This is a genomic window from Mesorhizobium sp. CNPSo 4671, from assembly GCF_057784245.1.
In genome coordinates, this window is sequence record NZ_JBWLUW010000026.1 from 1 (window position 1) to 22,885 (window position 22,885).

19 protein-coding genes and 6 pseudogenes are annotated in these 22,885 nt (G+C 60.6%); 8 read left to right on the top strand and 17 right to left on the bottom strand.

Going from position 1 to position 22,885, the window contains the following annotated elements:
• Positions 1 to 792: ABC transporter permease (locus AC04SF_RS35195; RefSeq protein WP_488481526.1), on the top strand; the 792-nt coding region annotated here is incomplete at its 5' end.
• 16 nt (positions 793 to 808) lie between these two features.
• The gene (locus tag AC04SF_RS35200) at positions 809 to 2,428 is read left to right on the top strand and encodes an ABC transporter ATP-binding protein (protein ID WP_488481560.1); all 1,620 of its coding nucleotides are present in this window, start codon (positions 809 to 811) and stop codon (positions 2,426 to 2,428) included.
• A gap of 195 nt (positions 2,429 to 2,623) precedes the next feature.
• Here AC04SF_RS35200 and AC04SF_RS35205 read toward each other — a convergent pair.
• Positions 2,624 to 2,847 (bottom strand): annotated as a pseudogene (locus tag AC04SF_RS35205) (ISNCY family transposase); the annotation flags it as partial.
• 207 nt (positions 2,848 to 3,054) lie between these two features.
• Positions 3,055 to 3,328 (bottom strand): annotated as a pseudogene (locus tag AC04SF_RS35210) (transposase); the annotation flags it as partial.
• Positions 3,329 to 3,344: 16 nt separating this feature from the next.
• On the opposite strand from AC04SF_RS35210, the pseudogene AC04SF_RS35215 reads away from it, so the two are divergent.
• Positions 3,345 to 3,722: pseudogene (locus AC04SF_RS35215) on the top strand (transposase); the annotation flags it as partial.
• A 204-nt stretch (positions 3,723 to 3,926) separates the two neighbouring features.
• Here AC04SF_RS35215 and AC04SF_RS35220 read toward each other — a convergent pair.
• Together AC04SF_RS35220 and AC04SF_RS35225 are read right to left on the bottom strand one after the other, a co-directional pair.
• Positions 3,927 to 4,062 (bottom strand): annotated as a pseudogene (locus AC04SF_RS35220) (ISNCY family transposase); the annotation flags it as partial.
• 172 nt (positions 4,063 to 4,234) lie between these two features.
• A complete protein-coding gene (locus AC04SF_RS35225; protein ID WP_488481527.1) occupies positions 4,235 to 4,828 on the bottom strand; it encodes a hypothetical protein in 594 nt (197 codons plus the stop codon).
• A gap of 36 nt (positions 4,829 to 4,864) precedes the next feature.
• On the opposite strand from AC04SF_RS35225, the gene AC04SF_RS35230 reads away from it, so the two are divergent.
• Positions 4,865 to 5,134 (top strand): hypothetical protein, encoded by a 270-nt coding sequence (locus AC04SF_RS35230; protein ID WP_488481528.1) that lies wholly within the window; start codon positions 4,865 to 4,867, stop codon positions 5,132 to 5,134.
• Between the two features lie 379 nt (positions 5,135 to 5,513).
• Here AC04SF_RS35230 and AC04SF_RS35235 read toward each other — a convergent pair whose 3' ends face one another.
• A complete protein-coding gene (locus AC04SF_RS35235; RefSeq protein WP_488481529.1) occupies positions 5,514 to 6,368 on the bottom strand; it encodes a host specificity protein in 855 nt (284 codons plus the stop codon).
• A 163-nt stretch (positions 6,369 to 6,531) separates the two neighbouring features.
• On the opposite strand from AC04SF_RS35235, the gene AC04SF_RS35240 reads away from it, so the two are divergent.
• Entirely contained in the window at positions 6,532 to 6,930 is a 399-nt protein-coding gene (locus tag AC04SF_RS35240; protein ID WP_488481530.1) for a ThiF family adenylyltransferase, read from the top strand.
• 235 nt (positions 6,931 to 7,165) lie between these two features.
• Here the strand turns inward: AC04SF_RS35240 and AC04SF_RS35245 are convergent.
• A pseudogene (locus AC04SF_RS35245) lies at positions 7,166 to 7,339 on the bottom strand (DUF3363 domain-containing protein); the annotation flags it as partial.
• Between the two features lie 113 nt (positions 7,340 to 7,452).
• Positions 7,453 to 7,910, bottom strand: a pseudogene (locus AC04SF_RS35250) (ArdC-like ssDNA-binding domain-containing protein); the annotation flags it as partial.
• Between the two features lie 662 nt (positions 7,911 to 8,572).
• Between AC04SF_RS35250 and AC04SF_RS35255 the strand changes: the two are divergent.
• Positions 8,573 to 8,866 (top strand): hypothetical protein, encoded by a 294-nt coding sequence (locus AC04SF_RS35255; RefSeq protein ID WP_488481531.1) that lies wholly within the window; start codon positions 8,573 to 8,575, stop codon positions 8,864 to 8,866.
• A gap of 644 nt (positions 8,867 to 9,510) precedes the next feature.
• Positions 9,511 to 10,515: an ATP-grasp domain-containing protein gene (locus tag AC04SF_RS35260; protein ID WP_488481532.1), complete on the top strand. Its 1,005-nt coding sequence runs from the start codon at positions 9,511 to 9,513 to the stop codon at positions 10,513 to 10,515.
• Between the two features lie 503 nt (positions 10,516 to 11,018).
• Here the strand turns inward: AC04SF_RS35260 and ubiM are convergent.
• The 9 genes from ubiM to ccoN all read right to left on the bottom strand — a co-directional run bounded on the left by ubiM (position 11,019) and on the right by ccoN (position 20,707).
• Entirely contained in the window at positions 11,019 to 12,200 is a 1,182-nt protein-coding gene (gene ubiM, locus AC04SF_RS35265) for a 5-demethoxyubiquinol-8 5-hydroxylase UbiM (RefSeq protein ID WP_488481533.1), read from the bottom strand.
• 446 nt (positions 12,201 to 12,646) lie between these two features.
• Entirely contained in the window at positions 12,647 to 12,796 is a 150-nt protein-coding gene (ccoS, locus tag AC04SF_RS35270; RefSeq protein ID WP_488481534.1) for a cbb3-type cytochrome oxidase assembly protein CcoS, read from the bottom strand.
• Positions 12,793 to 15,078, bottom strand: coding sequence for a cation-translocating P-type ATPase (locus AC04SF_RS35275; protein WP_488481535.1), 2,286 nt, complete (start codon positions 15,076 to 15,078; stop codon positions 12,793 to 12,795). The genes ccoS and AC04SF_RS35275 overlap by 4 nt, the downstream gene beginning before the upstream one ends.
• Positions 15,075 to 15,590 (bottom strand): FixH family protein, encoded by a 516-nt coding sequence (locus AC04SF_RS35280; protein WP_488481536.1) that lies wholly within the window; start codon positions 15,588 to 15,590, stop codon positions 15,075 to 15,077. Before AC04SF_RS35280 ends, AC04SF_RS35275 begins: the two co-directional genes overlap by 4 nt.
• The gene (gene ccoG / locus AC04SF_RS35285) at positions 15,587 to 17,146 is read right to left on the bottom strand and encodes a cytochrome c oxidase accessory protein CcoG (protein WP_488481537.1); all 1,560 of its coding nucleotides are present in this window, start codon (positions 17,144 to 17,146) and stop codon (positions 15,587 to 15,589) included. Before ccoG ends, AC04SF_RS35280 begins: the two co-directional genes overlap by 4 nt.
• 178 nt (positions 17,147 to 17,324) lie before the next feature.
• On the bottom strand, positions 17,325 to 18,188 hold the full coding sequence (gene ccoP, locus AC04SF_RS35290; protein WP_488481538.1) for a cytochrome-c oxidase, cbb3-type subunit III: 864 nt from the start codon (positions 18,186 to 18,188) through the stop codon (positions 17,325 to 17,327).
• A 2-nt stretch (positions 18,189 to 18,190) separates the two neighbouring features.
• Positions 18,191 to 18,340, bottom strand: a complete 150-nt coding sequence (locus AC04SF_RS35295; RefSeq protein WP_488481539.1) for a cbb3-type cytochrome c oxidase subunit 3 — start codon at positions 18,338 to 18,340, stop codon at positions 18,191 to 18,193.
• A gap of 13 nt (positions 18,341 to 18,353) precedes the next feature.
• Complete coding sequence (ccoO, locus tag AC04SF_RS35300) at positions 18,354 to 19,085, bottom strand: cytochrome-c oxidase, cbb3-type subunit II (RefSeq protein WP_488481540.1); 732 nt, start codon at positions 19,083 to 19,085, stop codon at positions 18,354 to 18,356.
• Positions 19,076 to 20,707, bottom strand: a complete 1,632-nt coding sequence (gene ccoN / locus AC04SF_RS35305) for a cytochrome-c oxidase, cbb3-type subunit I (RefSeq protein ID WP_488481541.1) — start codon at positions 20,705 to 20,707, stop codon at positions 19,076 to 19,078. The genes ccoO and ccoN overlap by 10 nt, the downstream gene beginning before the upstream one ends.
• 975 nt (positions 20,708 to 21,682) lie before the next feature.
• Here ccoN and AC04SF_RS35310 point away from each other — a divergent pair.
• On the top strand, positions 21,683 to 21,910 hold the full coding sequence (locus tag AC04SF_RS35310; protein WP_488481542.1) for a hypothetical protein: 228 nt from the start codon (positions 21,683 to 21,685) through the stop codon (positions 21,908 to 21,910).
• A gap of 399 nt (positions 21,911 to 22,309) precedes the next feature.
• On the opposite strand, the gene AC04SF_RS35315 is transcribed toward AC04SF_RS35310, so the two are convergent.
• Positions 22,310 to 22,666: a hypothetical protein gene (locus AC04SF_RS35315; RefSeq protein ID WP_488481543.1), complete on the bottom strand. Its 357-nt coding sequence runs from the start codon at positions 22,664 to 22,666 to the stop codon at positions 22,310 to 22,312.
• Positions 22,667 to 22,885: the final 219 nt, after the last annotated feature.

Consider the following 22,885-nt stretch of genomic DNA (forward strand, 5'->3'; position numbering starts at 1 on the left):
AAGCCGATCGATGACCGCAACATCCGCTACCTCGACCGGTCCGATGCCTTTGACGACACCAAGATCGAGAACAAATCGCCCGACGGTCTCGAAGTGACGATGAGCGCGTCGGTCAAGCAGCAATATTTCCTGTTCGGCACCGACAACACAGGCCGCGATCTGCTCTCGCGCACGCTGATGGCCGGGCGCATCTCGCTGGCCATCGGCCTGCTCGCCGGCGTCGTGGCGGTGGTGATCGGGGTGATCTACGGCGCCGCCGCCGGTTTCTCCGGCGGCAGGATCGACGAGGTGATGATGCGCATCGTCGATGTGCTCTACTCCTTGCCGTTCATCTTCTTCGTCATCATGCTGGTGGTGTTCTTCGGCCGCAACTTCGTGCTGATGTTCCTGGCCGTGGGGGCAGTGCTGTGGCTCGACATGGCGCGCATCGTGCGCGGCCAGGCGCTGTCGATCCGCCGCCAGGAATACGTCCAGGCGGCGGAGGCCATGGGCGTCGGCCAGCGCGGCATCCTGTTGCGCCATGTCATCCCCAATCTGCTCGGCCCGGTGGTGATCTACATGACCTTGCTGGTGCCGCAGGTCATCATCCTGGAGAGTTTCCTGTCGTTCCTCGGTCTTGGCGTGCAGGAGCCGATGACCAGCTGGGGCGTGCTGATTTCGGTCGGCGCCAAGAACATCGGCTACGCCAACTGGCTGCTCCTGTTCCCCGCCTTCTTCCTCGTCTCGACGCTGTTTGCGCTGAATTTCGTCGGCGACGGCCTGCGCGACGCGCTTGACCCAAGGGATCGATAAGATGGGGACCGCTGACATAGCCACTCCCGAAACGATCCTCAGCGTCAAGGACCTGCGCGTCCGCTTCCGCACGCTAGACGGCGCGGTCGAAGCGGTGAAGGGCATCAACATCCACGTCAATGCGGGCGAAACCGTCGCCGTGGTTGGTGAGTCCGGCTCCGGCAAGAGCCAGACCATGATGGCGGCGATGAGCCTGCTCGCCTCGAATGGTGAGGCCACGGGCAGCGTCGACTATCGCGGCCGCAACCTGCTGACGCTGAGCAAATCCGACCTGAACAAGGTGCGCGGCGCCAAGATCAGCATGATCTTCCAGGAGCCGATGACCTCGCTCGATCCGCTCTATTCGATCGGCAATCAGCTGATCGAACCGATCCGCCGGCATCGCGGCCTGAATGCCGCCGAAGCACGCGAAGAGGCGCTCAAGCTCTTGCGGCTGGTGCACATTCCCGATCCGGAGCGGCGGATGAAATCCTACCCGCACGAAATGTCCGGCGGCCAGCGCCAGCGGGTGATGATCGCCATGGCGCTGGCCAACGATCCCGACATCCTGATCGCCGACGAGCCGACCACGGCGCTCGACGTGACCATCCAGGCGCAGATCCTGATGCTGCTCGCCGAACTGCAGCGCAAGCTTGCCATGGCCATCGTCTTCATCACCCACGATCTAGGCATCGTCCGGCGCTTCGCCGACCGGGTCTATGTCATGCGCCAGGGCGAGGTGGTCGAGGAAGGCGAGGCGGGAGCGATCTTCGCCAACCCGCAGCACGGCTATACCAAGATGCTGCTGGCGGCCGAGCCGACAGGCACCAAGGCGCCGCCGCCCGCCAATGCGCCCGTGGTGCTCGAAGGCAGGAATGTCGAAGTCACGTTCAAGATTGGCGGCGGATTTCTGGCCGGCGAGCCGCTGATGCTGCGTGCGGTCGATGACATCTCGATCCGGCTGCAGCGCAACCAGACCATCGGCATTGTCGGCGAATCCGGATCGGGTAAATCGACGCTCGGCCGCGCTCTGCTGCGACTGCTGCCGAGCGACGGCTTGATTCGTTTCGGTGATCGCGACATTTCCACCGCCGACCGTCAGCAGATGCGGCCGCTGCGGCGCCAGATGCAACTCGTCTTCCAGGATCCGTTTGGCTCGCTGTCGCCGCGCATGACCGTCGGTCAGGTCATCACCGAAGGGCTGCTGGTGCATGAGCCCAACCTTTCAGGCAAGCAGCGCGACCAGCGCGCGGTCGAGGCCCTGCGCGAGGTCGGCCTCGACCCCAACGCCCGCAACCGTTACCCGCACGAATTTTCCGGCGGCCAGCGGCAGCGCATCGCCATCGCCCGCGCCATAATCCTGAAGCCTAAAATGGTCGTGCTGGATGAGCCGACCTCGGCGCTCGATCGCTCGGTGCAGAAACAGATCGTCGAACTGCTGCGCAAGCTGCAGGCCGACCACGAACTGTCCTATCTCTTCATCAGCCACGATCTCGCCGTGGTGCGCGCCATGGCCGACTACACCTTCGTCATGAAGCAGGGCAAGATCGTCGAGGAGGGACCGACTGAAGAGATATTCAGCAATCCGCAGGCCGCCTACACGCAGACGCTGATGAACGCGGCGATCGATGTGAGGCGGTTCCGGCTGAGCGTATGACCCCGTCTCGGTTCGGGATGACGCTCATTGCGATGGCGTAGCGCATCGTGCCCTGCGCCACAATTGAACGTAATCTTGGGAGGATGCAGAGGTTCTGTGGCAAACTTCAGCCAGGCGCCATGCTATCGGCCGGTGATAGTTCCCGGCCGCCTTAAAGGCGCAGACCACAGAGCGGCCATATGCCTGCAGCACCTCTATCAGATGGTCGTGCTCAGCGATGATCCGCTCGATCAGCGGCCGGTAATGGCGGACTTGGGCCTGCCACAGTTCAAAGGCCGGGCTCGCCATCAGGTCGATTGCTCAGCCGCCTGCTGGAAATAGCCCACGGTGGTGCGTGTGATCCTGAGCAGCTCGCGGTAGTGCTTCACCCGTCTCGGGGCTCTTGCTTCTCTTCGGGATCGGCGCCTTGGGCCCTCCCAGTATGGGAATCCATAGAACGAGGTGGAACAATCTGTCGCGCGTCCTGATCACGATGATGCGATCGGAACAAGCAGCCTGGCGAACTCACCTCGCCCTCGTCCCGCGAAGGACATCCTTCCACCAGCGAGTGGAACCTTGTTGCCTCCGTGCGAACTAAATGGGGGCCGGTCAGACAGCGACCGGCATGATTTCCTTCCTGGTTCAGCGAACTGCGTGCCATCACTCCAGAGGCGATGTCATGATCACAGCCAGCCGGCGGGCGATAGAGACAATGGCTTTCTGCTGACCGCGTCGCTTGGCGACGTTCATCGCCCAGGCTTCTAGCCATGACCATTTTTTCACGCTGGTCAGCAGGGTCTTCGCGGCTTCATAAAGCAGCGTTCGCATCATCCCATCACCGCACAGCGAGATGCGACCGACACGGCGGCTTTCGCGCGACTCATGGAGCACCGGCGTCAGGCCCAAAATCGGCCCGTTCGCCAAACACAGCGATCCGTGTCGCCGGTTGGTCACCGTGCCCGGCATTGGCGTCTTGAAGGCCGTCAGCTTCATCACGGCGGATCCGGCGCGCTTTGTCCGCTCATCGGGTGTCGGTGTCTACTTCGGCCTGACGCCGAGACGGTATCAATCGGGAGAAGTCGATCGTGACGGGTCGGTCTCAAAATGCGGTGACACGCTCACGCGCACCTATCTCTTCGAGGCCGCGGGCACTCTCCTGGCACGGGTCGCCACATGGTCTGCGTTGAAAGCGTGGGGCGCGCGCCTGGCGCGCCGGATAGGCAGCAAGAAAGCCCGTGTGGCCGTCGCCCGCAAACTGGCAGTGATCATGCATCGGATCTGGGTCGACGGCAGCGAATTCCGCTGGTCGAAGGACGGGGGGCGACCGCGTGATCACCAGCTAAGCCATAGCAACCATCCGCCTTTTTGGCGGTGTTATGTCCCTGCCGGGACGATGGCGTCGGTGACCTCGTAGATGGGGAGGCAGCCCTGATTTAAGGTGCTGCGTCGATTACATTGAGGCACCCACGTCCCGAACGCTGACATGCGGCGATAGCTCAGAGCAGCGCGCAGCGCAGCACAGATTCCGCGTCACCAGGCTCAAAAGCTCACGATGCTCGTCCAGCCATTGCGACATGGCTGTCAATTCACAGCCGATTTCACGTCCGGCGAAAAGAATCAAATACACTGGATTGGACGGTGCGTTCTTGGCGCATTGTCGGCTCCGGCGGTGGCAGAAACGCTTTGGAATCAGTGGCTTGATCTCGAAGTGTATCTGAAACCGCCAGGGCCTTGTCCGCCCACTAGGCGCAGATCTCACGCGGGCCCACGCCAAGCGCAGCGTGTGCCGCAACACGCAGTGCCCATCGAGACGACACGGCGTCGTCGTCAATATTCCGGCGGCACCACCGGCGGACGATCCTGATGGTCTAGGAGCCCAACCTGTTCGAGCACCGAGTGAATAAACTGCGGGGCGCCCGCCTCGTGGGGAGACAGCCCATAGAATTCCTGCGCCGCCATCGAGACCAACTGCTCCTGCTGTTCCTGCGGAATCTGCTCTCGGGCTTCCCGCGCTCTTGTGGCGAACTCGGCCGACACTACCTGGGTTTCCAAAAAGCGATCTTGTTGGGTCGGATTTCGGCGCAACTGCTCCAGCTGCGTTGCTGTGTATTCGTCTTCGTTTGGGTGGACGAGAGGTATCAGCTGTTCGACGCGATCTTTCAACCACAGGGCATCGTCCTTGTCGAGACTCAGCTCCTCTTTCTCCACCTGGACCTTCGCCCACGCGCTGTCTTTCAGCCGCACCGCCGGGCCGTTCGACCAGCCGTCCTGCACGATGGTCGTGTCTCCATCGCGTCCGTTGCCGCGGCGTAGCTCGTTCCATGCGTGTCCAGTTCGCGTGGCCGAGATGGTGTGATCGGCGCTCAATTCCATAATTTCCACCTTGCCGCCTGCATTCACGACCGATTCACCGTCGCGCAAATGCGGCGCGTGCGAGACTGCAGCGAGGCGTGCGAAATGATCGCAAAAGCCTCCGCCCAGCGCGCCCGCCAATGCCATCTGGTTGGCGCGATCGAGGCCGCGGTAGGCCACACCTGCGGCTACGACGTTGTGCCCGTGGGACGGCTCGCCATCCGCATGAACGTTGCCGCGTCCGTGCCTGAGGAGGAGGCGAACGTCGTGCACTGTCTGACCGGCGGCGGTGATCCGAGCGGGGCTTCTGACCGGATCGCCAGTCATCATGGCCGCAACGAGGTAGGCGAGTTGCTGTATCTCATGTCGCTGTAGTGACTCACCGCGTCGTTGTTGCAACGTGTTCGGCGACGTTCCCAGAGCGACTCGGGGAGCCATCGCGGCCGGTCCCGATGCCGTCGAAATTAGCGCGGACCACTCGCGATGGCTGTCGCCGTTGACGCTGTGGGGCGTTGAGTGCGCGGCGCCGTCGGCGCTTGAACTATGATAAGGCGAGCCTCCTACTGAAGGCTTTGAACAACAAATTCCCACAAACGATCTCCTTTATGCTGATGAAATTTCAACTCCCCTACAGAGGAGCCCAGGCGACACCGTGAAGCTAACGAATTGGAGCGGCCGGGGGTACTTTCGCGCCCGGCACGCGGGAGAAGAAACATGATAGCCTTCATGCACATTCCCTTTAGTCCATCGAGACTCAGTCGGCCGGTGGTCCACGGAAATTGAGCGCCCGCTCCAAGAACCAAGAAGGATCATCGCCGGACGAGTCTGTCTCGACATATCCTTCGTCTTCATCGCTACTTCGTTCAACGGGATCCTCGCTCTCGGCTTGAAGATACAGCCTGGGCTTGTCTGCCCGCTGCCATTTACCCTCGTTGTTCATTGTCCACTTATCGGACCGTCTAGGGTCAAGTACGAATTGGTTCTCCCCCACGTCAACAAAGCCCATCTGCTCCAGACGGGGCTTCGCCGCATCGTTAGCAGGACGTGACATGATCAAAGGCTTCTTGCCGTCGAGCCGAAGTTGATGTTCGAGCAGAACATCTCCCGCGTTCTCAACGAGCGGGTGCGAAACTCGAAGAGCCACGACCGATGAAATATTTTTTCGGTCCGGAAAGTATTTCTTCTGCCACTCTTCCCCTTTGATGCGGAATCCTGGGTCCATCCTTAGGAGCCCCACGCTCTTATCGCCCAACTGGTAGCTGAAGTACTTCGAACCGGGCTCGTCATCTATGGTCGCACCGACTCTAGCGACAATTGCGGTGCGCTCCGCTTTTGAGGACACGAAGTCTGAGTACTCTTGAGGATTGTCTGCTATGTGCTTGACATCGACGCCATAGAAGTCCTTCAACTCTTGCCTGAACTCATCACTGTCCATGTCGTAGATAGGAGGTTCGGGGGTGAGGGAATACGGCCGTGTCGCCGAAGACGAACTAGTCCCCGCGTCTGCAAGCGATTCCGCAAATCTTTGATGATCTGCTGCCTGCTCCGACTCGTCGGGATGCCCTGCGCTTGTAGGTTGGCTGGATGAACCAGTGATTCTGCTATACATGCGACTCGCTCTCCTATCGACAGATCAGCACTGTAGTCAATATCGGTCTACTTAAGCTTACTAGCAGGGTAAGCGAGCGATCTGACAACAAGCTGACGTACAGAAGATTGCATGGTCGCCACCCCCTATCTCGATCTTGCCCCGGCTTGCGCCGCGTCTTGGTTTGCTCGCCTATGGAGCTGGCGCCGCAGGCTGCTTTGCCGCCGCCAACGTTTTTCGAACCATCGCCGCCCAGTTGACCGGCGCAGAGTTGGATGAGGACATCGACCTCTCGTTGTACAGCTACAACCAAGCCGGCGATGCCGCCCTGATTGACTTCGCTGTCGATCTTGGCGAAACGCACCTCGTTGGGCTGGGCGCGATAGGCCATGGCTCGCTTTGGGCCTTAGCGAGGCTATCCGGTCTCTTGGGTCGCCCGCATGTAATCGATCACGAACCGATCGAACTCTCAAATCTGCAGCGCTGTGTCTTGGCCGGTCGGGCCGAGGTCGGCACGTCCAAGGCGGTGCTCGCAACCACGCACTCCGATCGACCGCTCTCGAGGTCGAGGCGCATCAGATAAAGTGGGCAGAATATGTTGAGCGCCGGGGCGACTGGGTCTTCGACCGAGTGGGTGTGGCGCTTGGCACCGCCGCCGACCGACTCGCTGTCCAATTCGCTCTGCCCCGATGGATCGAAAATGGCTGGACGCAGAAGCACGACCTCGGCATCTCGCTGCACGGTTTCGACGACGACAATGCTGGGCGCTTCTATGACACGCTTGGTCCGCTCCTTTGCCGTCCGATCGTCCATTAAACTCACTCGCTGCGCACGACACCGGTGACGTCCTTGCCCATGTGCCGCTCAAGCACTGGTCGCCATGACACCAGTGTGAATTCTCGCGACTTCTCGATGACAGCGTACTTGCCGCTGGCGAGCTCGACGGATCGGCGCAGCGTGCCTTGTATTTGATCTCCAGACCGCGCTTCGGAATACGGGAGACCGAGCTAATCCGACAGCCGGCCGGCGACACGGTTCAGCTCGCGCTGGCGCAGGATCGAAATCATGTTGGCGCGATAGACGATCCCGTCCTGCTTTTCATGCGCAGGGCCTCGCATTGCGCGACATTGAAGACGGTGAAGCGTTTGAGGAAGGGCACCGCCTGCGGTTCGGTGTCTTCTTCCCTCGCGCGCTCCTTCTCGGTCTTCGGGATGAAGCGATCGGCGTGAACGATGGTGGTGCCGTGTTCGCCCTTGCGAACATTGCCGCCAAGCGAAAGCGCCTGCCGGAAGGTGAGCAGTTCTGGCCGGGATAGCCGCGCTCGATCACCGCGCCCCACAGGATCGGGATGTTGATGCCGGAATAGGTCCGCCCTGTGGCGGCATTCTTCGGCAATCCAAGGAAGGCTTTCACCTTGTCCCAAGGCTTCACCCAAGGCACCGAACCGCGCTCCAGATCGGCGATGATGCGGTCAGTGATTTCCGAGTAGAGGCTGGCCCTCGGGGCCTCGCCCTTCCTGGCCAGCACTTCTCCGCTAGCGCTGCGTTTGCCGTCTCTGCGCATGACTTTTCTCCGCTCGCCAATCTCGCTGCGCCCTTCCCCGGAAAGCGGGGTGAGCGGCGAAAAACGACCGGAAAGGTTGCGGGCCGCCGCGGCGGGCCTAGAAGGGAGAGCCGCCCATACCGCGCCCTCGGGAAGGCCAACCCAAAAGACAGCGCCGCCCAAAGGGCGGCGACCGTCACAGCCCGCAAGGGCTGTCCGCGCCAGGGGGCGAAGCCTTAATGGCCGAGACCGCCTGAGGTACCCGAAGAAAAGTGGGGCTCGGTTTACGAGCACCCGGTGCGCGCCTTCAGGCGCGCGGGCGCCCACCCGCCCATCTCTTGCAAGCAATGCATGCCGAGCTTCATCGAGCGGGAGGCCCGCGCCCTTTGCGGCAGTTGTTTGCCGATCTGAGGGCGGCAAGTGCCCACCGTACAAACGTCATCAGCAATTCGGATTGCAAAATCTACGACACAGAGGAAATGCCGAACCTCAAATGCTTCGACGACTTGTGCGGCTACAGGAGCCGCGCCATAGTGGGGCGTTAGACTAGGGGGGGGATGGCGCCAGCCGAGCGTATCCACAAAATCTTCACGTCGTGCAGGTACGGCCCGGGAGCCTGTAAACATGCGGGAGGCAGGCTGGCATTACTGATGTTTGATACGAGAGGAAGACACGTGCTGAGAATGACACGCGCCGAGCTTCATGAACTGGTCTGGTCGAAGCCGATGACCGAGATTGCAAGGCTGTATGGCGTCAGGGACCAGCATGTAGCGCGGGCCTGCGATGCGTTTGAGATCGCCCGGCCGCGCGCCGGCCATTGGCAAAGGGTAGAGCACGGCAAGTCTGTGGAGACCGCCGCGCTCGACAACGAGAACTATTCTCCGGAGGCGATCATCGTTATCGACCCGTCGGTCGGGAAGTCAGGCCGGCTTCTACGGGGCGACCACGATGACGCAGCTACGAGATGTGCAGCATGATTCATTGAAGGATTGCCGCACCAAAATGGCCTCTTTTTAGAAGATCGGGTTAGAAGATCGGGTCTGCCGAGAGATGCGGCGCGGACGCTATCCGCCGCGGATTTCATCGGTGGCGCCCCAAGCTCGATCCAATGAGCATGCTCGGCCACGAATATCGCCGAGGGTAGTCGAACGGGCTGAAGATGTCGGCCGCTGCTCAAAGGCGGGCAAAGTTGGAACACCGTAGTCTGTGCCACAGGGTGTTCCCGTTCAACGCTGGCGAGGCTTGCCAAGCGAGCGCCGGCATAGACGTCGCGAGGAGCCGCCTTGTTCGTCTTTTTAAGTCATGGGTCGATTGACAAACTTGGCGGCGACGATATTGCTATGTTCGTGGGAGGGGGAAGTCATGTCACAATTGAATGCTCACGAAAAACGTCCATTGGTTACCTTTTTCTTGTCAGCGTACCCAGATAATCTCTATCCGGAAATGGACCTTCCACACTCGCAGAACGATGGCGCAGAGTCCGATCCTCGCACGCTATTCGCGGCTCTGTCCAGAACTCCCCCGACTTCGACGATGACGCCAGGTAAAACGCGTCCGGGCGGGTACAACAGTAATGGCAAATATCTGCCATCCAAGTACATCCCTGCTAAGATGGACAAGCGTGCTGGGAAGTGATCTCGATACGGTTCTCCTCATTGGTTTGACGGAAGACGCGCATGTCACAGCGGTGTGCACGAGGTTGGGCGAACTAGGTGTTCCGACCTTCTTCTTCGATCCAAGTGAAGACGATGGCGTGCCTACACTCAGGTGGCTAAGTCCGGAACGTGCTGTTTTGGAATGGCCCGATGGTCGGGTACTTTCCACACATCAGGTGCGATCAGTTTTTTGTCGCTATGCGTTGGACAGGCTGACTGTTAGTAGGGAACTACCGGACATTGAGCGATTTGCACTGACCGAACGTCTTCAAGCGGCACTTTCGGCCTTCCGATGTTTAGACAGTCGGATTTGGATAAACGATCCGTGGCATGAAGCCCGAGCCGATTGCAAGCTTTACCAAACGCACATTGCCGCACGGCTTGGATTGCAAACGCCGGAGCAGATAGTTTCGGGATCAGTGCAGGATATAATTGAGTTTGCTAAACGCCATCCGTCATTGGTGATCAAGTCAATTTCGGATGCTAGTCTCGCGTTGATAGGGAATGAGTTTTACTTTGAACGTCCAATCCCCTCATCCAATTTTTTGGCACCATATACCCAGGAGCTACGACTCGAAACGTTGCCTACGCTCAAGTTGGACGACACTCCGAGCCTTATTCAGGCTAAAGTTGAAAAGGTTTTCGATGTCCGTGCCATTGTTGTGGACACGAACGTTCTCGCCTACGCGCTTCTTCAAGGCGACGCTGTGAATGTGGACTTTCGGTTAAATGAGATTTCTCGGGTCCAGCCCATAGAGCTTCCGAACGATGTGACTCAAGGCTTGGTCAAGCTCGTGTCGGCAATGCAGCTTCGCTTCGCCGCGTGCGACCTTATCCTTAGTGCCGATGGGGTCTTCACTTTTTTAGAGGCTAACGTCTCAGGGAATTGGTTATTCTGTGAACAAGATGGTGATCTCCGAACAACGAATACCATCGCAAAAGCGCTCCGGTCGGGTGCCTCTAACATTTAGGCGATGTAAATCCTTCCTGCTGCTCGCGCTGAGCCCGTTCAAGGCCGCCCTTGAAACGGTGGCGAAGGTTCTGGTGGGAGACGCTATCTACGCGCCGATCTTCGCTACGCTAGAAGCCGAGATTGCGATGAAGAGGCGAGGCAGATCCAGCTGCCGTACTCACGCTCGCGCATCTGAGGCAGATAAGTTGCTTGGAGGTGCAGCACGTTGCAAAGATTGTTCCGACGGTTCCAACATCGGGTCTACAAAATAGATTAAGGTATTGATTTAGTTAGGGTAGTTTTGATGAACGGGGTTCAACGGGCCCACCAGACCCTCGAGACAGACTGCGGCCGCGTCGAACTGCACGCGAGATCGCGCCACGGGCATGACGCGGACGTACATGCCATTCACGGTCAGCAGCCTTGTAGATTTTTGCTTTAGGTTTCAGCCCTTCAAGGGCGGCGCAGATGGCGTATTTTCGGCAGCGTTTGGAGAGGCCTTACCATTCCCACGCCTCTGTTTCACCGCCTCAGCATGGCCGAAATGCCGTTGCGCACAAAGGGAAAATACTGGGCAAGGCGAAGGGCGGCATGTCTTGCAAGCCGTGCTGCCGCGTGCTCGCCCGAGTACAGTCCGACGAGAAGATTGGTAGCATGATAGAGCGGTGTAGCCGAGAGGCGTAGGCAGCTTTCATACCTGTGGAGCATGCCGGGATCCCCAATGTCACGTCGGTCGTGACGGGCTGCCAGGATTCTACGGGCGAGTTGCTTTTGGCCGCCGAGGCCAATGTTGAAGCCATGCGCAGTCACCGGGTGCATGCCAATGGCAGCGTCGCCGATGAGTGCAGCGCTGTGAGCCCAAAACCTGTGCGCCCACGTCGTGACCAGCGGATAGCAATGGCGTGTGCTGGCCAGGGTCATTTTTCCGAGGCGCCCTCGACAGCGGTCCGTCAATTCCGTCACGAACCGATCGTCGTCGAAAGCAACAAGTCTATCGGCCTCTTTTGAGGGCAATGTGAGAAGCAGCGAGGACAAGCCTTTCATCAGCGGCAACATCGCTATCGTCTGATGGTGATCGAACCATTCGATTGCGACCTGGTTATGGGCACGCTCGTGCCTCACCCGGCAAATCAGCATCGAGCTGCCTAGCCGATTGATATCGGCGGCGATGCCGAGCAGGTCGCGCGTGCGCGACAGACGCGAATCCGCCGCAACCAGAAGCCGAGCCGTCAACCGCCTCCCGTCAGAAAGCTGTACGACCGCTCCTTTGTGGCTGTTTGTTACACCGACGACCGAGTGGCCGCATAGCAGCTGGGCATGATCGTGCAGGCGGATGATCTTGAACAGGGCATCGCGGATCCGACAATTCGGGACGAGAAATCCGAGTGGTTCTGCAGACCCTCTTGGAGGATTGAAACACAGAGCGAAAGGGCTCGATCCGTTGAGCACGCGGGCGCCTTGCACGGGGGATTTGTGCGAAGCGGAGATCGCATCCCAGGCGCCGAGCTCTTGAAGGATCCTGATCGAGGCGTAGGTCAGCGCGATCTCGCGACCATCGAAAGGCGGATTCGCCAGCCTTTCCAGGGCCTGCTGTTCGACGACTGCCACTTTGAGATCGCTCTTTGCCAACGATGCGGCGAAGGAAAGTCCGATCGGCCCGGCTCCGGCCACAATGATGTCGAAACTGTCGACGCAGCCGGCCATCAGCGCGCCGCCATCGCGTCAGCCATCTGCTTTGGATACTGGGGACCGATTACGCCGGGCAGCCGGGAACATGGCTGATAGAACCGGCCCTTGGATACGTCCAGCCAGGGAGATCGGCAGCCAACAAGTGACATTCGCAAGTCGACGGTTCGCTGATGCTGACGACCAAACAGTCTGTTAGACATGGCGTTCTCCCTTGAAAGGTCGGCGACCAAACCACGCCAGTGAGAAGATAGCCTTGATCTGGATCAGCCAGACATGACAAAGCCGGCAACGGCGGGTTTACGGTCGGCTGGTCGCTCGCCAGAGATCTTGCGTCGGTCCGGTCAAGTTATTTTGCGGTAGCTCGTTACCTTTCGGTGCGGCCAGCCTCAGCAGGTTGTTCCACACCGTGCCGGCTCGGCTGACCACCGGCACAATCGTTGGCACAGTGATCTGGGTCAGGATTAGGGCTTGTCGTCCCGGTCGAGAAGGATGCGCACAGCGGCCCCCTGAAGATCCTCGTATTGACCACTCCTCCATGCCCATAGGAAGCCCGACAAACCGAGCGCCCCCAGGAACAGCGCTACCGGAATAAGATAGACGAGCGTGGTCATGGATGGGCCGCTTCGATGACGTCGGCGCGGCCCCTGGCAGGTCCCGTCGCAGGGACCGCCTTCGCAGTCGCCTGAAGCCGCAACGTATTTGCGATCACAATCAGCGAGGAAGCGCTCATTGCGATCGCCGCGATGAGCGGCGTCACATGACCCAGGATGGCGATGGGAACGGCGAATGCGTTGTAGATGATCGCGATCGTGATGTTCTGTCGGATGAGCCGGCCGGCCTTGCGCGATACATCCAGGGCGAGCGGCACTGCCAGCAGGCTTTCGCGCAGGAAGACAAAATCCGCGGCCTGGCGGCCAATGTCGGCCGCGGTCGCCGGAGCCATCGAGACGTGCGCGGCGCCCAGCGCCGGCGTGTCGTTGAGGCCATCGCCCACCATCAGCACCTTGCGGCCGGCGCGGGCCAACGCCTCAATCCTCTCGACCTTTCCTGAGGGCAACAGGGCCGGCACAAAGCTGTCGATGCCGAGGATCCCCGCCGCCTCGGCGCAGGCCCTCGCAGTGTCGCCCGAGAGCATCTCCACCGGGATGCCGGCGCTCTTCAAGCTTTCCACCGCCGCCTTAGCATCGGCTCGAATGGCGTCCTCGAAGGCGAAGCAAGCGACGATCCTGCCATTCCTGGCAAGGACCGTGCCGCCAAGGCCGCCATATTTTCCTTCGCCGCCCGTACGGGCTTTCCAACCTGCCCAGCCGCGCCGGCCGAGGCGCCAGATGTCGCCGTCAGCGAACGCTTCGATGCCCAAGCCCGGCTCTTCCTGCACGCGGTCGAATCCGGCTCGGCTACGAGCGCTTCCGTATGCCGCCAGCGCCTTTGAAAATGGGTGCCGGGAATGAGGAGCCATGTCGGCCGCGATCGCCAGCATAGCCGGATCGATGGATGCAGCGTTGACGAGTCTGGGCAGCCCCAGCGTCAGTGTCCCGGTCTTGTCGAACACCGCCGCGTCGATCGCCGCCAGACGCTCCGTGGCCGAACCGTCCTTGACCATGATGCCGTTCTCGAACAGGCGCCGCGCGGCGACCACCTGAACGATCGGCACGGCGAGGCCGAGCGCGCACGGGCATGTGATGATGAGAACAGCAATGGCGATGGTGATCGCCCTATGCCAGTCGCCGGTTGCCGCCATCCAGCCAAGGAACGTCACGAAGGCGGTCAGGTGAACCACAGGAGCATAGAGCGCCGAAACGCGGTCGGCGATCCGGCGATAATGCGCCCGGCCGCCCTCGGCGGCCTCCATCAGGCGAACCATTTCCGCCAGGAACGAATCCTTTGCGGCGGCCGTCGCCTCGATCGTCAGCGGGCCGGTAAGGTTGAGCACGCCAGCCTGCACGGCTTCGCCTGACGCCACGTTTTTCGGCGTGCTCTCGCCGGAAACCAGCGAGCAGTCAAGATCCGACGCCCCCTGAACGATCTTGCCGTCGACGGGTATCCTTTCGCCGGCTGCGATCAGCAGCAGCATGCCTGGTTCGATCTCGCCAACCGGCAGGTAATCGCGTGCACCATCGCTGCGCAGGACCATGGCGCCACGCGCCGCCAGCTGCGACAGGCCTTTCACGGCGGTCCGGGCACGTTCCCGCATGACATGATCCAGCGTGCGGCCGATCAACAGGAAGAACAGCAGCGACACCGCCGCATCGAAATAGGCGTGATCGCCATGGTTGATCGTCTCATAGAGGCTCATGGCGTAGGCCAGCGACACCCCGACCGCGATAGGCACGTCCATGTTCATGCGGCCGTGGCGCAGCGCGTTCGCCGCGGAGCGAAAGTAGAGACCGCCGGCAAAGGCGAGGGCCGGAATGGCGATTAGCGCCGACAGCCAATGAAACAAATCCCGCGTCGGACCCTCCGCACCGGACCACACCGACACCGACAGCAGCATAATGTTGCCGGCCGCGAAGCCTGCCACCGCGACGGCGCGGATCAACTCCGAAAGCGTTTTGTCCTTCTCGTGAATTTCCGGGTCGAATAGGTGCGCCTGATAGCCGAGCCGACCGAGCACGGCAAAGAATGGCGGGACGCTGTCTCCGTGCCAGCGAATCGACACGCGCTTCGTCGACAGGTTGACGCGAGCGGACTCAACGTTCTCGACCCTGCCGAGCGCAGCCTCGATCGCTTGGATGCAAGCGCCGCAATGGACCGTCGGCACCGACAGCTCGGTCTGGTGAATGTCGCTGCCCAGGGAGCGGCTGGCCAGCTTGATCTCGTCGCTCGACGGCGATGAGGACGCCGGGGCGCCGACCTCCAACGCCATTCCGCCGCCCGGCGCGCAGCAGCTCATTGCAGGCCTCCTTTCGAAACCATGACGCGGCGAACGTCACGAAACGGCGACGTCAGTCCGGCGTCGGCATCGATCTCGAGGATCCAGACGCCATCCTTCGGCGTGTGCCGGGCGGCAAACTCCTGCGTGTTCCCAGGCGCACCGCCGGCCGATGCGACAAGTGTCACGGCTTCGTCCTCGGCTTCGTAAGCCGGGTGGCGGAACAGCATCCTGACGCCATGCAACGGCACCGGTTTGCCCCGGCTGTCGACAAGCCGGTAGCGTATCTCGCCCGAGGCGATGCTTAGCTTGCCTGTCCAGCCTAGTGCGGCTTGTGCCCTTCCCTTCCTCGCTTCCTCGTTTAAATGCTGGCTGGCGACATAGGTGTTCTCAACGACCAACCCGGTCCAACTCTTCCGGGCGAGCGTGGCCAACATAACGTTGACCCCGATCACGACGGTGAAGAAGACAAGAATGGAGATCAGCATATGCCGTCCCGTGAACTCGCGCGGCTTTCGCATTTCGGCGCTCATCTGCTGTTCTCCGGCGCGTTGAAACTGGCGGTGTATTCGGCGGATTCGGAACTCGCCTTATCGACGATCCGAAATTGGAAACTCTGCACCGGCTCCTTGATGCGGTCCGCGGGTTGCCTGACGAAGATCTTGAGCATCTTCAGCCGGTCGGGTTCGACAGCGATCGAGAACGAGCGACTTGGGCGCTGGTCGAGGCCGACGATGCTCATCTCAGCGCCCTCTAGACCTTGTAGCGCGACCTCGATCGTTCTCGGCTGGGCTATCATGTTGAGCAGCTTGACCGTGTAGCCGTTGCGGATCGAGCCGTCCGAGAGTGTCACGAACTGCGGGTTGCGATCATGCAGCACATTCAGCTCAAGCCGCTCGCGCGTCAGCAGAAAATAGGCGAGCACCAGGCCGATGGCCGACAATGCACCGAGATAGACATAGGTGCGCAAACGAAAGATCTTGCCCAGATGAAAATGCGCCAGGCCGTCGACGAAAGCGCCACTCGTTGTTCTTACCAGCGATGGATTGACTGAACTTGTCCCACCCGCGGTCGCCACCGCCATGTTGGCGTTGTAGTCGGCCAGCGTTGCATACGAGATCAGCCCGCGTTCCCGGCCGAGCTTGTCCATGACGCTGTCACAGGCGTCGATGCACATCGCGCAGGTGATGCATTCCAGCTGCTGGCCGTCACGGATGTCGATGCCCATTGGGCAGACGGCGACGCAGGCATTGCAATCGACGCAGTCGCCGACCGATTGCCCGATGGTCGAGGCCTTTTTGGCATGTCTTGAACGCGGCTCGCCGCGCCAGTCATTATACGTCACCGTCAGCGAATTCTCGTCGAGCATGGCGGCCTGGATGCGCGGCCACGGGCACATGTAGGTGCAGACCTGTTCCCGCATCAGCCCGCCGAACGTGTAGGTGGTCGCCGTCAGCACGGCGATGGTCACATAAGCCACCGGTGCCGCGCTGCCATCGAAGACGTTGCCGATCAGCGTCGGCGCATCGGCAAAATAAAAGATCCAGGCGCCGCCGGTGGCTGCCGCTATGACCAGCCAGATGGCATGTTTGGATACACGCAGCACCAGCTTGCGTGCCGTCCATGGCCCGGCGTCGAGCTTGATGCGGGCGTTGCGATCGCCTTCGATCGCGCGCTCTACCACCAGGAACAAGTCGACCCATACGGTCTGCGGACAGGTGTAGCCGCACCAGGCCCGGCCAACCGTGGACGTGATCAGGAACAGGCCGATGCCGGCCATCATCAGGAGGCCGGCGACGTAGTAGAACTCCTGTGGCCAGATTTCGATGAAGAAGAAATAGAAGCGACGGTTGGCAAGATCGAGCAGCACCGCCTGGTCGGGCGCGAACGCGCCGCGATCCCACCGCAGCCACGGCGTCAGGTAATAGATACCGAGCGTGATCGCCATCACCAGCCATTTGAACTGGCGGAAACGGCCAGAGGCGCGTTTCGGAAAGATCTTCTTGCGCGCGGCGTAAAGCGGCTGTCGTGTCTTTGCGGAATTGACCGCTTCGGCTTTCAGCCGTCCTATCTGCTTGTTGTCAAGCACGAGAAGCTCCAGTCACAAGCGACGATTTTGCAGCCGACGCCCACCATGGTTGTGGCCGCCGTGGGGCAAGGTTTGCCGCCATTGCACACAGCATCCCGCCGGTTATCGCAATGGTCGAGGCCCGGCGTGAGCCGGGCCTCGTCGCTTGGCGCGGGGAGGGTCGAGAATAGGCCGCCGCCTATTCTCCGCCGCCAAGCGAATGGACATAGACAGCCAATTCCTTGACCTTGATCTCGCCGAGACGCTCGATCCAGGCCGGCATTACGCCTTGTTTCGGAGTGCGGACCTGGGCGGCGATGGCCGTCTCGCCCGGTCCGTAGAGCCAGATTGCATCGGTCAAATCGGGTGCGCCTAACTCCTTGTCACCCTTTGCATTCTCACCATGACAAGCGGTGCAGTTGTCCGCGAAGACCTTGGCGCCAAGCTCGACCATGCTGGCGTCTTTGACCGGTCCCGACAAGCTCGCCACATAGGCGCTGACTTGAGTGATCTGCTCAGCCGTAATGATGTCGCCAAAAGCGGGCATTTCCGACACGCGCGTATCCGGGTCTGTCGTGAAGCGCACGCCGTGTGAAATCGTCTGCTGGATTTGCTCGACCTTGCCGCCCCACAGCCAATCGTCGTCATTGAGATTGGGAAAACCCTTCGACCCTTGCGCGCCGGAGCCGTGGCACTGCACGCAATTGACCCGGAACGCCGCAAAGCCGGCAGCGACGGCGAATTCGCGCAATGTGTCGTCGGCCGCAATTTCCGAAGCGGTTTTGGACTGTATCGTCGCGATATATTCGGCCTGGGCGGACTCTGCCGCCGCCAGCTCGTTCTTGACCGCGTTGCGGCTGGAAAAGCCCAGAGCGCCCTTGGTGGCGGAGCTCAGCATCGGCCAGGCGGGATACGCGATGGTGTAGCCGATCGCCCATGCGATGGTGACGTAGAAGGTGAACACCCACCAGCGCGGAAGGGGGTTGTTGAGCTCCCTGATGCCGTCCCATTCATGACCGGTGGTCGAGATGCCCGACATATCATCGATATACTGTGTGCTCATGATCAGTCGTCTTTGAAGGGGATGCGCGCGACTTCGTCAGCCTGGCTGAAACCGCCCGGTCGGAGCGCGAAGGCGACGCATCCGGCAAAGAAGAGCACCATGGCGAGCAGGCCCCAGCTGTCGGCGAATTCGCGCGTCAAATTGTAATCCATCGGTTGTTTCTCCTCAGCGGTAGCCAGCGGCCTCGTCGTAGTTCTTGAAATCGACGAGCGTGCCGAGCATCTGCAGATAGGCGACGAGGGCGTCCATCTCGGTCACCTGCTGCAGATTGCCGTCAAAGTCGCCGATCCTGGCTTTCGGGTAGCGGGCCTCAAGGCCCGATGTGTCGGCATTGGGATCAGCCTGTGCCATCAGATCGGCGTTGGCGTGCGAGATCATGTCATCGGTGTATGGGACGCCAACGCGTTTGCTGGCGACGAGCTGCGTAGAAAAGTCCTTCACCTCGATCAGCGTGTCAGCCAGGAAGCCGTAGCGCGGCATGATTGATTCCGGCACGACGGAACGCGGGTCAGTAAGGTGCTGGACGTGCCACGCGTTGGAGTAACGTTCGCCGACACGCGCGAGATCCGGTCCGGTGCGTTTGGACCCCCACTGGAACGGGTGGTCGTACATCGACTCCGCCGCCAGGCTGTAATGGCCGTAGCGCTCCACCTCGTCGCGGAACGGCCTGATCATCTGGCTGTGGCAGAGGTAGCATCCCTCGCGCACGTAGATGTTGCGTCCTGCAAGTTCGAGCGGCGAGTAAGGCCTCATGCCCTCCACCTTCTCGATCGTGTTGTCGAGATAGAAGAGCGGCGCGATCTCGACGATGCCGCCGACGGTCACGACCAGCAGGGATCCGACAAGAAGCAGCGTGGCGTTCTTCTCGATGGTCGCGTGCCTGTCCATCAAGCCCATTTTCTGGCTCCTGATTGCGCAGGCTCGAGGGCGGGCGCGGAGCCCGGCATCGGATCCTCCTCGCGTTGGTAGCCGCGGATGGTCATGCCGATGTTCCAGGCCATGATCAGGGCGCCGGAGAGGTACATGACCCCGCCGATGGCGCGCATGACATAGTAGGGGTGCATGGCGGCCACGGTTTCGGCGAAGGAGTAGACCAGGAAGCCCTGCTCGTCGTATTCGCGCCACATCAAGCCCTGCATGATGCCGGACACCCACATGACAGCGGCGTAGACAACGATGCCAAGCGTCGCCAGCCAGAAGTGCCATGTGACAAGCCGCAGCGAATAGAGCCGCTCGCGGTTCCAGAGCTTGGGCACCATGTAGTAGATCGCGCCGAACGAGATCATGCCGACCCAGCCGAGGGCGCCCGAGTGTACGTGGCCGATGGTCCAGTCGGTGTAATGACTCAGCGAGTTGACCGTCTTGATCGACATGATCGGACCCTCGAAGGTCGACATGCCGTAGAAGGCGACTGCCGCAACCATCATGCGGATGATAGGATCGGTGCGGATCTTGTCCCAGGCGCCCGACAGCGTCATGAGGCCGTTGATCATGCCGCCCCAGGAGGGCATCCATAGCATGATCGAGAACACCATCCCCAGCGTCTGCGCCCAATCGGGCAAGGCGGTGTAGTGAAGATGATGGGGGCCAGCCCAGATGTAGAGGAAGATAAGCGCCCAGAAGTGGATGATCGAAAGGCGGTAGGAATAGACCGGCCGATTCGCCTGCTTGGGTACAAAGTAATACATCATGCCGAGGAAACCGGCGGTCAGGAAGAAGCCGACGGCGTTGTGGCCGTACCACCACTGCGTCAGCGCATCCTGAACGCCGGAAAAGGCCGAGTAGCTCTTCGATCCGAGGAATGACGCCGGCATCGACAGATTGTTGACGACATGCAGCATCGCGATGGTGACGATGAAGGAGAGATAGAACCAGTTGGCGACGTAGATGTGAGGTTCCTTGCGCTTCAAAATGGTGCCAAGGAACAGGATGAGATAGGCGACCCAGACGATAGTCAGCCAGATGTCGACATACCATTCCGGCTCGGCATACTCGCGGCCTTCGGTAATGCCGAGCAGATAGCCGGTCGCGGCCATGACGATGAAGAGCTGATAGCCCCAGAACACGAACCAGGCGAGATTGCCGCCGAAGAGGCGCGCGCGCGAGGTGCGCTGGACCACGTACATGGACGTGCAGAGCAGCGCGTTGCCGCCGAAAGCGAAGATGACGCCGGACGTGTGCAGCGGCCGCAGGCGGCCGAAATTGAACCAGGGCTGGATGTTGAGATCGGGATAAGCAAGCTGCAGCGCGATGATCACGCCGACCAGCATGCCAACGACGCCCCAGAATACCGTCGCGATGGCGCCATAGCGGATCGGACCATCCATATAGGCTGACGGATCGACCGGAACGGCCGGCTCGAAATCCGTGTTGCGTAACAGGATTGCGGTGAAGCCCGTGGCGGCGAAGAACAAAACCCACATGTGCTGGCGAAAAGGTCCGTCCACGCCAAAGCCGGCGGCCACAAGGGCACAAAAGGCAAACAGGCTTAGGAGGACGATCTCTGTGCCGAATTTCATCGCAAGTCCCGATCTGAAAATTTCGGCGGACGCCAAATCCGCAACGCATTGATTGCGCAGTCCCGGCCTGTTTGCCCTGATCCAGATCAGAGCCTCAGGATTTTTGCCTCTAGCAGCTGGCGCTACACTCAAAGTTGGGTATCCGGCTCGGGCAACTCTCTGGCTGCCCTTCCCGGACAATGCGAGTCGAGCCGCCCCTGCAGCGGAAGGGCTCGTTCGCGCCGAGCAAGTCGGCCGACGCGTGATGCTAACTCCCGACCGCCCAGTATGCCGCCGACCGGCCTGCTGTCCCGCTCACCGACGCCGCAAGTATCGAAGTATGGCTTGATGCCCTTCACGCAGGGCTCGGGCCAAACGGAGCCCAACTTGCGTTCGCCGATGAGCAGGTCCTTGTCACTTGGAGCTGCGATTGGGGGCGATGGTTATCTGTGACACCGGAGTTCGGCGAGCTGGCCTGGTCCAACTCTTGCGAGGATCCGTGGGCCTTTCGAACCTTCGATTTTATAACCTCCTCGACGGTGTTATCGAAACAACGGTCGATCCGACCAGAGCTACCATCAGAGCTCGCCCCGCCGGCTGCGATGCTCCGACGCGTCCGCCTTGCCTGTCGGTGATCTCGCGGGATTGGAAGGTTGGGAAGATCGGCTGGTCGGATGTTGACCAAGGCGTCATGCATCCCTAGCACGGGAAAGACAATTCTTGCGCCGGATATACGCCTGTGGTGGGTGGCTCCAGACTGACGAAGCGCCACAATGACCAGGCTCGTGGCCTTCGATCCTGTTTTGCTGAAGACTGCCAGGCCAAAACGCTGCGCAGGCATCCGTGAAACATCGGGATGTCAAAAATTCTCCAAGCCGTCACCCGACAACTTTTTTTAATGACAACCCCTTTCGGCGGGCTCATTTTCGCGTGTCGGCGGGTTTCCTCGTCTCCGCCCTCTGTTTCGTTCAGTATCGCAGCCCTAGGAAGGCCCAGATGATCGATCGTCTCAACCTTAACCCAGCCCTCTATCCTAGTGATTTGGAAAGCCTCAAGTCGGTTTTCGACCAGGTTTGCCAGGAGTGCCAGATCCAGCCAGGGTCACCAGAAGCCGAGAACCTTGCCTCTGATCTCGTTCGACTTTTCCAAGACGGAGTTAGCGACGAGACCTGCCTGCTCAGCGTAGCTCGGATGCGGCATCAGAATTTGCGGCGGGCAGGCTGAGCTACCCCATGTATCGCGCTCGATGAAAGGTCCAAAACGGCTCGTCGCGCGACGGCATACGGTGATCTCCGCGACCTCAGGCGCCGGGAAGAGCGCGACAATCGACCCCGCCTACGATGTGGTCGCGCGGCGACGAGTTAGCCGAGCAGTCGACATCTGTTCGCCGCCGGCCAGCCGACTCCGCGCTACAGGGATTGAAAGCGGTGACGCTACCGTTAGCGCCTACACTTTTCGGGTATTTCGGCGATGCATTCCTCAAGACGCTTCAGGGGCCTTCGCATTGCGAAGTTCATGTCCGGCTTCGAAACGTCGATGGCACCCATAGGTGTGGTCACCATGAGGTCGAGCTCCAGTTCGGCAGTGCACGCAGCGCCTCGGGCCCTAGTACTGGCAGGGCCGTCAAGCGCCGGGCAGCGAACCCTTCGCCGACATCTCGAAAACATCTAGCAGGATCGCCAGCCCCACGCCGCATGCGGTCAGGATGAGCCCCGCCATAAAGATGCGGTTAGCGCGCTCGTAAATGGGTCGGCGCAGCGAACTCATGTCGAGCAGCATGGACAGCGCCCGCATCTGCAACGCGATGCCGACCAGTATCGGCAGAACGGCAACCAGGTCGTAAAATCCCCACGGCATGGGATTGGCAGCCCAATGCGTGACGAAGCCGAGCGAGAAGGCAAGCAAGATCCCTACGACGGTGATGGTACCGTTGCGAAAAATCGTCTCGATCTGCTCTTTCTCCGGATCGTTCTCGTCCAACGGCTTCCCTCCATCAGCCGCAGCAGGTGTATGCGCGGTTATGATTCAGCTCTCGCCAGTCCCTGTAAATCGCCGCCGATTAAGTCAAGACCGAGGACCCAGCGCCTGGCGTCGCTGCCGTCGCTCTCCTCGCCGGCGTCGTCACCCTCTTCGTCCATACCTCTAGCTGGTAGCGCAGTAGGTGCTTGATCGAGAAGCGGTCTTTATGTCCTAGACGAG

Excerpts from the sequence above, each read along its gene's own strand:
- AC04SF_RS35255 (WP_488481531.1), top strand. The coding sequence starts at position 8,573 with ATGACACGCGCCGAGCTTCATGAACTGGTCTGGTCGAAGCCGATGACC.
- AC04SF_RS35280 (WP_488481536.1), bottom strand. The coding sequence starts at position 15,590 with ATGAGCGCCGAAATGCGAAAGCCGCGCGAGTTCACGGGACGGCATATG.
- ccoS (WP_488481534.1), bottom strand. The coding sequence starts at position 12,796 with ATGACCACGCTCGTCTATCTTATTCCGGTAGCGCTGTTCCTGGGGGCG.
- ccoP (WP_488481538.1), bottom strand. The coding sequence starts at position 18,188 with ATGAGCACACAGTATATCGATGATATGTCGGGCATCTCGACCACCGGT.
- ubiM (WP_488481533.1), bottom strand. The coding sequence starts at position 12,200 with ATGGCCGGCTGCGTCGACAGTTTCGACATCATTGTGGCCGGAGCCGGG.
- AC04SF_RS35310 (WP_488481542.1), top strand. The coding sequence starts at position 21,683 with ATGATCGATCGTCTCAACCTTAACCCAGCCCTCTATCCTAGTGATTTG.
- AC04SF_RS35275 (WP_488481535.1), bottom strand. The coding sequence starts at position 15,078 with ATGAGCTGCTGCGCGCCGGGCGGCGGAATGGCGTTGGAGGTCGGCGCC.
- AC04SF_RS35235 (WP_488481529.1), bottom strand. The coding sequence starts at position 6,368 with ATGTATAGCAGAATCACTGGTTCATCCAGCCAACCTACAAGCGCAGGG.
- AC04SF_RS35230 (WP_488481528.1), top strand. The coding sequence starts at position 4,865 with ATGATCGCAAAAGCCTCCGCCCAGCGCGCCCGCCAATGCCATCTGGTT.
- AC04SF_RS35295 (WP_488481539.1), bottom strand. The coding sequence starts at position 18,340 with ATGGATTACAATTTGACGCGCGAATTCGCCGACAGCTGGGGCCTGCTC.
- ccoN (WP_488481541.1), bottom strand. The coding sequence starts at position 20,707 with ATGAAATTCGGCACAGAGATCGTCCTCCTAAGCCTGTTTGCCTTTTGT.
- ccoO (WP_488481540.1), bottom strand. The coding sequence starts at position 19,085 with ATGGGCTTGATGGACAGGCACGCGACCATCGAGAAGAACGCCACGCTG.